This is a genomic window from Cyanobium sp. BA20m-p-22 (assembly GCF_024346275.1).
Classification (GTDB): domain Bacteria; phylum Cyanobacteriota; class Cyanobacteriia; order PCC-6307; family Cyanobiaceae; genus Cyanobium_A.
In genome coordinates this window covers 1-7,223 of record NZ_JAGQCQ010000191.1, presented here as the reverse complement: position 1 = coordinate 7,223, position 7,223 = coordinate 1, and the positions used below count along the sequence as shown (strand labels likewise).

Genomic DNA, 7,223 nt, shown 5'->3' with positions numbered 1-7,223 from the left:
CCCAGTACGCCCTGCTGTCAGGGGTCTACGCCCTGAGCCGCTCCCTGCTCTCCGGCCAGGCCGGCTTTGTGGCCGAGGGTGTGGGCTGGAGCAGCTTCTTCCTGCTCACCGCGGCCGCCTCACTGCCTGCCTTCCTGCTGATGGTGTGGCTCACACCCTGGAACGGTGACGGCGCCAAGGGCGCCTTCGACCCCGCCAAGGACCCCACTTAGCTACATCCAATTGAGCCATAGCCTGCTAGCCATTCCCGCCCGGATCGATCAGGCGCCGCCGCAGCTGGCCGCAGGCCGCATCGGCATCTAGACCCCTACTGGCCCGCACACTCACCGCAACGTGGCGGGCCTGGAGGGCACGGCGGAAGGCCTCCACGGCCCCTGGGGCGGGGCGCTGGAACTGCTCCTCGGCAATCGGGTTGTAGGGAATCAGATTCACATGGCTCTGGAAGCCCCTCAAAAGCCGCGAGAGAGCCTCGGCATGGCGGGGCTGGTCGTTGACGCCCCCCAGCAACACGTATTCAAAGCTCAGCCGCCGGCCGGTGAGTGCCACATAGCGGCGACAGTCCTCCAGCAACGCCTCCAGGGGATAGGCGTGGGCGGTGGGGATCAGCTCCTGCCGCAGCCGCTGATCCGGTGCGTGCAGGCTCACCGCCAGGGTGAACTGGGCCCGCCCGAGCCGCTCCAGGGCCCGGGCAGCCAGGGTTGGCAGGGTTTTGGGCACACCGACGGTGCTGACCGTGATCTGGCGCTGGGCCATGCCCAAATCGCTGCAGAGGCAGTCGATGGCAGCCAGCACTGCCTCAATATTGAGCAGGGGCTCGCCCATGCCCATGAACACCACGTGGCTGGGGCGCTGGTCCATCACCTCGCGCACGCTCAGCACCTGGTCGACAATTTCATGGACCGCAAGGGAGCGCTGCAGCCCCCCCTTGCCTGTGGCACAGAAGCTGCAGGCCATCGGGCAGCCCACCTGGCTGCTGACGCACACAGTGAGCCGGCCCTCGGCAGGGATGCCTACGGTTTCAAGGCTGAGGCCGTCGTGGGTGCCGAGCAACAGCTTGGTGGTGCCATCGCGGGCCACGCTGCGGTGCAGCTCCCGCGAACGGCCGATCCAATCGAAGCCAGCTTCGGGGGGGGCGGCAGCCAGCTGCTCGCGAAAGGCCTTGGGCAGCACACTTATGGCCTCCAGGCTGCGGGCACCCTTGGCATAGAGCCAGTCATGCAGCTGCCGGCCGCGGAAGGCAGCCTGGCCGTGGGCTACGGCCCACCGCTCCAGCTCCGGCAGGCCCATCCCCAGCAGGGGAGTGGCCGGCGGCACCTCGACCATCCCACTCAAGGCCAGATCAACAGGCCATGGCCCAGCTTCGACTCCACCGCCAGCAGGGCGATGAAGCCGAGCATGGCCATGCGGCCATTGAGCAGCTCGGTGTGGGAGTGGAAGCCGAAGCGGGGCAGGCGGCGCTGGGGCACGGGGGTGTCGAGGCTGGTTCGTTCGGGCTTAGCCATGGGGGTCAAGCAGGGAATCACTCATCGGTCAATAGGCCCTCTTCCTGCAAGCCCTCGAGGGCGGCAGGATCGGCGATCAGCTCCTCCTCCAACACATCCTCGAGGGAGGGGCGGGTGAAGGCAGCCAGGCCGCTGGCACTGGCCTCGATGCCATGGCGGCTGCGGGTGGCCTCCAGGTCGGCATCGGAGGGATCGTCGAGCACGGCCGCCGCCGGGGCCGGGGCCGGCATCTCCACGGTGTAGTCAGGGCGGAGGTTCTGGACACGGCGATAGCCCATGGCCTCTTCCTCGAGGATGTCGGGATGGGGGCCGGCCTCGGCCCGCAACTCCTCTTCAAAGCCGCTAAAGCCCGTGCCCGCAGGGATCAGGCGGCCGATGATCACGTTCTCCTTGAGACCGCGCAGCCAGTCACTCTTGCCCTCGATGGCAGCTTCAGTCAGCACCCGGGTGGTCTCCTGGAAGGAGGCCGCCGAGATGAAGCTGTCGGTGTTGAGCGAGGCCTTGGTAATACCCAGCAGCACCGGCGTGAACTCGGCGGGGGCGCCACCGGTGATCGCCATCGCACTGTTCACCTGCTCCACCTGACGCAGCTCGATCAGCTCGCCCGGCAGCAGGGTGGTGTCGCCGGCATCCTCAATGCGCACCTTGCTGGTCATCTGGCGCACGATCACCTCGATGTGCTTGTCGCTGATCGACACGCCCTGGCTCTTGTAGACGTTCTGCACTTCGGTGACCATCCGGAACTGCAGCCTGGAAATGGCCTCCTGGGCCGCCTCCATGGTGGGCTTGCGGCTGCGCAGGTCTTCGAAGAAGCACTCCAGCAGCTCGTGGGGATTGATCGGTCCGTCGGTGAGGGACTCACCGGCACTCACCTGCTGGCCATCGCTGACCATCACGTTGCGGCCCAGCAGAATTGGGTACTCGGTGAGGGCATCGTCATGCTCGATCACCGAAACGGTGATCGAGTCGTCATCGTCACCCTGCTTGATCTGCACCGTGCCGCTCTTGCGACAGAGGATGGTGGATTCCCGCGGCCGGCGGGCCTCCAGCAGTTCTTCGATCCGGGGCAGACCCTGGACGATGTCGCCGGTCTTCTGGCGCTCGAACACCAGCAGGGCCAGGGCATCGCCGCGCTGCACCAGCTCGCCGTCCCGCACGTGCAGCACCGAATCGGGCGACACCATGTAGGGCCGGCCCAGTCGAATGGTGAGGGTGTGGGCGTCGATGGCCTCCACCTGACCGCAGCAGGGGGCTGCAACCCCTTCCGCCAGCAGGTCGCCATCGACGATGCGCTGGTCAACGCTGACCAAAGGCGCAGCCGAACCCAAATCGATGCTGCGGGTATCGCCATCTCGCTCCACGATCAGGCGACGAATCGGCTCCCCATCGACCAGATCAGGCAGCTGCAGCACCCCGTCTTCCTTGCAGAGGATCTGGGTGGTCGCCACCACATCGCCTCGCTTGACAGCAATACCATCTTCCACCTGGAGATCGGTGTGGGTGGAGCCGTGGCTGGCATCAGAGAGGGTGTCGCGACGCACCAGCAGGGTTTCCAGGATGGTGAGCTGCAGACGCTCAATCGTCTTGGCCCGCTTGTCTGCGACCGCATCCACGTCCACGGTCATCTGGGGAGTGGTGTCATAGGTTTCGAGAATCAACTGGGTGCGAAGTAGCTCGACCCCATCGACGCTCTTGATCAGCTCGCCGTCCTTGAAGGAGAGGCGCTGGGTGGCCTTGAGGCCCAGGCTGGGGCCGCCACTCTGTTTCACCGTGCCAAGTTCGGGCAGGTGGGCCTCATCGGGGATGGTGTACTCCTCCACCGGCCGCAGCAGCAGGGCCTGACCATCGGGAGTTTCAACCACCTCCACGAAGACAATCGCCTCAGCCTTGAGGCCCTTGGCGATCTCCTCGCCGGGGGTGGCCATCTTGCCGTCAGCGTATTTGGCCAGGGTCTTGCTGTCGGAAACCAGATGCAGGGTGCCGGAACGCACGATGATTTCCCGCAGGATGTCGTTCTTCTGGGTCACCGTGACGATGCCGGCGGTCTGGCTGAAGATGTCCTTGACCACCTCCGTACCGGCCTCAATCCACTGGCCGTCCTCGATCATCAACAGGGAGATGTCCTTGTTGATCTCGTGGGTTTCCTGGGGAATCCAGAGCAGGGTGCCACCCTTGCTGACCTCAAAGCCGTTCTTGGCACTGCGGGCCTTCTTGATCGATAGGCCCGGGGCAAATTTGACGGTGCCACCGGTCTTGGTGCGGAAACGATCGTCGGCCAGCTCGGCAATCACTTCGCCATTGCCGATCTTGCTGCCAGGAGCGGTGTTGAGGCGGTAGCGAATGTTGTCCTTGCCCTCCAGATGCCAGATCTCGCCGGAGTGGGTGGATTCACCCACCAATTTGCAGTCCTTGAGGGTGAGGCTGGAGGTGACGATCTGCACCTCGCGGGAGTCGCCAGCGCTCTCGCGCAGACGCACCGCTCCGCCGTATTCACTCACCAGCCGGCTCTCGGCCAGCACCTCTCCTGTGGTGACAGCCTTGTTGCCGTCCACCACGGGCAGGGCATTGGGGGGCAGGTTGTAGACGTCGCCGCTGAACACCCACATCCGGCCCAGGCGCTGGGCCTTGAGGGTGATGTTTCCCTGGCGGTCGGTGACCTCCCTGGGCTGGATGGCTTCTTCGTAGCGCACCTGGCCGGCCAGGTCGCAGATCACATCCTTGGTGGCCTTCTCCACGCTCTTTTTAACCGTCACCCCAGCGGCGATCTGGGCCAGGATCGTGTCGCCCGGCACGAAGTCGCCATCGGCGACAAACAGGATCGAGCCGTTGACGATATCCAGCTTCTGCAGCTTGCCCTTGTCGCTGGGCTTCACCGTCAAGGAGAAATCGGTTTCGGCCAGTTGGGCCTCCACCCCGTGGGGGGTGCGGAAGCCCCGCACCCGGGCCTTCGGCCCAAATTCGATCGTGCCATCCACAAGGGAGCGCACCACGCCAGTCTCGGCCGTGGAAACCCCGCCGGTGTGGAAGGTGCGCATGGTGAGCTGGGTGCCGGGCTCACCGATCGACTGGGCCGCCACGATGCCGACGGCTTCACCCAGGTCGACGAGTTGGTTGTGGGCCAGGGCCCAGCCATAACACTTGCGGCACACCGAACGGGAGGCCTCACAGGTGAGCGGTGAACGCACCTTCACGGTTTTGACGCCGCCGGCTTCAATCCGCAGCGAGAGGGGCGGATCGATTTCTCCGTTGCGCTCCACCAGGGTTTCGCCGTCTTCACTGACCACGGGCTCGGCAGCCAGGCGGCCGATCAGCTTGCTGCCGAACTTGCCCTTCTCATCGGCATCAATGGGGATGCTGCGGGTGGTGCCGCAGTCGTCTTCCCGCACGATCACGTCCTGGGCCACGTCCACCAGACGGCGGGTGAGATAGCCAGAGTCGGCCGTGCGCAGGGCCGTGTCGACCAGACCCTTGCGGGCGCCGTAGGAGGAGATCACGTATTCGGTGACCGTGAGTCCCTCGCGGAAATTGGTGCGGATCGGCAGGTCGATGATCTCCCCTTGCGGGTTGGCCATCAGGCCGCGCATGCCCACGAGCTGGCGCACCTGGGACATGTTCCCCCGGGCGCCGGAGTTGGCCATCATCCAGACCGAATTGAGCGGATCGTTTTCGTTGAAGTTGCGGCGCACCGCAGCCACAAGACGCTCGTTGGTTTCGGTCCAAGTGTCGATCACCTTGGTGTGCCGTTCCACCTCGGTGATCTCGCCGAGCCGGTAGCGCTCTTCCGTGGCGGTGATCTGCTCTTCGGCTTCGGCCAGCAGGGCTGCCTTATCACTGGGGATGCGCAGATCGTCGACAGAGATCGATACGGCAGCCTGGGTGGCGTAGTGGAAGCCCAGGTCTTTGAGCTCGTCGGCCATCGAGGCCGTGGTAGCGGTGCCGTGGTGCTTGTAGGCCCAGGCCACCAGGTTGCGCAGGGCCTTCTTGTCGATGATGCGGTTGCGGAATGGCGGCGCCTGCTTACTCAAGGCGGCGTTGCTGATTGTGGCGGCGACTTCCAGGGCGGCAGCCTCGGCGGCTTTCTTGGCGGCCTTCTTGCTGATTTTTTTAGCGGGGGTGGCGGTCATGGCTGCGCGCGATGTGAAGACTGGAAAAGGATGAAAAACGGGAACCCGAATTACTGGGGTTCGTAGACTGCCGTTAGGTCGCAGCCACGGCGTCGATGATGGTGTGGTTGATTACCACCCGGCCCACGGTGGTGAGCAGGTAGCGACTGATCAGGGCTCCGTCCTCATCAAAACGGTCGCGGCGATAGAGCCACTGCTCGATACGGGTGCCGTCGCTGAGGGTTTCTTCTTTTTGGGGCTGCTTGTCCTCGTCATCACTTTCAACCTCGCCGTTGAAACGCACCCAAATCCAATCGTGGAGTTGAACGTGCTTCTCCTCAAAGGCATCGATCACATCGTCGAGGTTGGCGAAGGTATTGGCCCGGTCGCCAAATTCAGGCTTTATGGCTCCGGGCTTTTCGGCCGTGAGGTAGTAAGCGCCGAGCACCATGTCCTGGGACGGGGTGATGATCGGCTCGCCGGTGGCCGGCGAGAGGATGTTGTTGCTGGCCAGCATCAGCATGCGGGCCTCGGTCTGGGCCTCAATCGCCAGGGGCACGTGCACGGCCATCTGGTCACCGTCGAAGTCGGCGTTGAAGGCTGGGCACACCAGGGGGTGTAGCTGGATGGCGCGACCGTCCACCAACTTGGGCTCGAAGGCCTGGATGCCGAGGCGGTGCAGGGTCGGGGCCCGGTTGAGCAGGATCGGGTGACCTTCGATCACCTCCTGCAACACCTGCATCACCTCATCGTCGGCCTTCTGGATAAGTTTCTTGGCGGCCTTGATGTTGTTGACAATATTCTGGCGGATCAGGCGATGGATCACGAAGGGCTGGAACAGCTCGATCGCCATCTCCTTGGGCAGGCCGCACTGGTGCATCTTGAGCTTGGGGCCCACCACGATCACTGAACGACCGGAGTAGTCGACCCGCTTGCCGAGCAGGTTCTGGCGGAAACGGCCCTGCTTGCCCTCAATGATGTCGCTGAGCGACTTGAGGGCCCGGTTGTTGGCACCCACCACGGTGCGGCCCCGGCGACCGTTGTCAATCAGGGCATCGACGGCCTCCTGCAGCATCCGCTTTTCGTTGCGAACGATGATTTCGGGGGCCAGGATCTCCTGCAACCGGGCTAGCCGGTTGTTGCGGTTGATCACCCGCCGGTAGAGGTCGTTGAGATCGCTGGTGGCAAAGCGGCCGCCATCGAGCTGCACCATGGGCCGCAGGTCTGGCGGGATCACCGGGATCACATCCAGCACCATCCAGGTGGGACGGGCATTGGTGGCGATGAAATTATCAATCACCCGCAAACGTTTAATCAGCTTGGCCCGCTTCTGGCCCTTGCTGGCTGCGATCTCCTCACGCAACTGCTCAGCAGTTTCGTTGAGCTCCAGATCCTCCAGAAGTTGCTTGAGTGCCTCGGCGCCGATGCCCACTATGGGCTCGTTCTCAATGTCGGAATCCTCAGCGTAGATCTGGTCTTCGATCTCAAGCCACTCATCTTCAGTGAGAAGCTGCTTGTAGGTGAGGTCTTTGTGATCGCCTGGATCGAGCACCACGTAGCAGTTGAAATAGACGATCTGCTCCACATCCCGCAGGGGCATGTCCAGCAGGATCGCCAC

General features: G+C 64.0%; 4 protein-coding genes and 1 pseudogene. 1 reads left to right on the top strand and 4 read right to left on the bottom strand.

The features are described from left to right. A pseudogene (locus KBZ15_RS15025) lies at positions 1 to 212 on the top strand (MFS transporter); the annotation flags it as partial. A gap of 25 nt (positions 213 to 237) precedes the next feature. Here the strand turns inward: KBZ15_RS15025 and rlmN are convergent. From rlmN to rpoC1, 4 genes are all read right to left on the bottom strand, one after another. After that, positions 238 to 1,323, bottom strand: a complete 1,086-nt coding sequence (gene rlmN / locus KBZ15_RS15020) for a 23S rRNA (adenine(2503)-C(2))-methyltransferase RlmN (RefSeq protein ID WP_255016007.1) — start codon at positions 1,321 to 1,323, stop codon at positions 238 to 240. Between the two features lie 5 nt (positions 1,324 to 1,328). Then, positions 1,329 to 1,502, bottom strand: a complete 174-nt coding sequence (locus KBZ15_RS15015) for a chlorophyll a/b-binding protein (protein ID WP_255016006.1) — start codon at positions 1,500 to 1,502, stop codon at positions 1,329 to 1,331. Between the two features lie 17 nt (positions 1,503 to 1,519). Further along, positions 1,520 to 5,626, bottom strand: coding sequence for a DNA-directed RNA polymerase subunit beta' (locus KBZ15_RS15010; protein ID WP_255016005.1), 4,107 nt, complete (start codon positions 5,624 to 5,626; stop codon positions 1,520 to 1,522). Between the two features lie 73 nt (positions 5,627 to 5,699). Then, positions 5,700 to 7,223 (bottom strand): DNA-directed RNA polymerase subunit gamma (gene rpoC1, locus KBZ15_RS15005; RefSeq protein WP_255016004.1); only part of this gene is annotated, 1,524 nt, incomplete at its 5' end.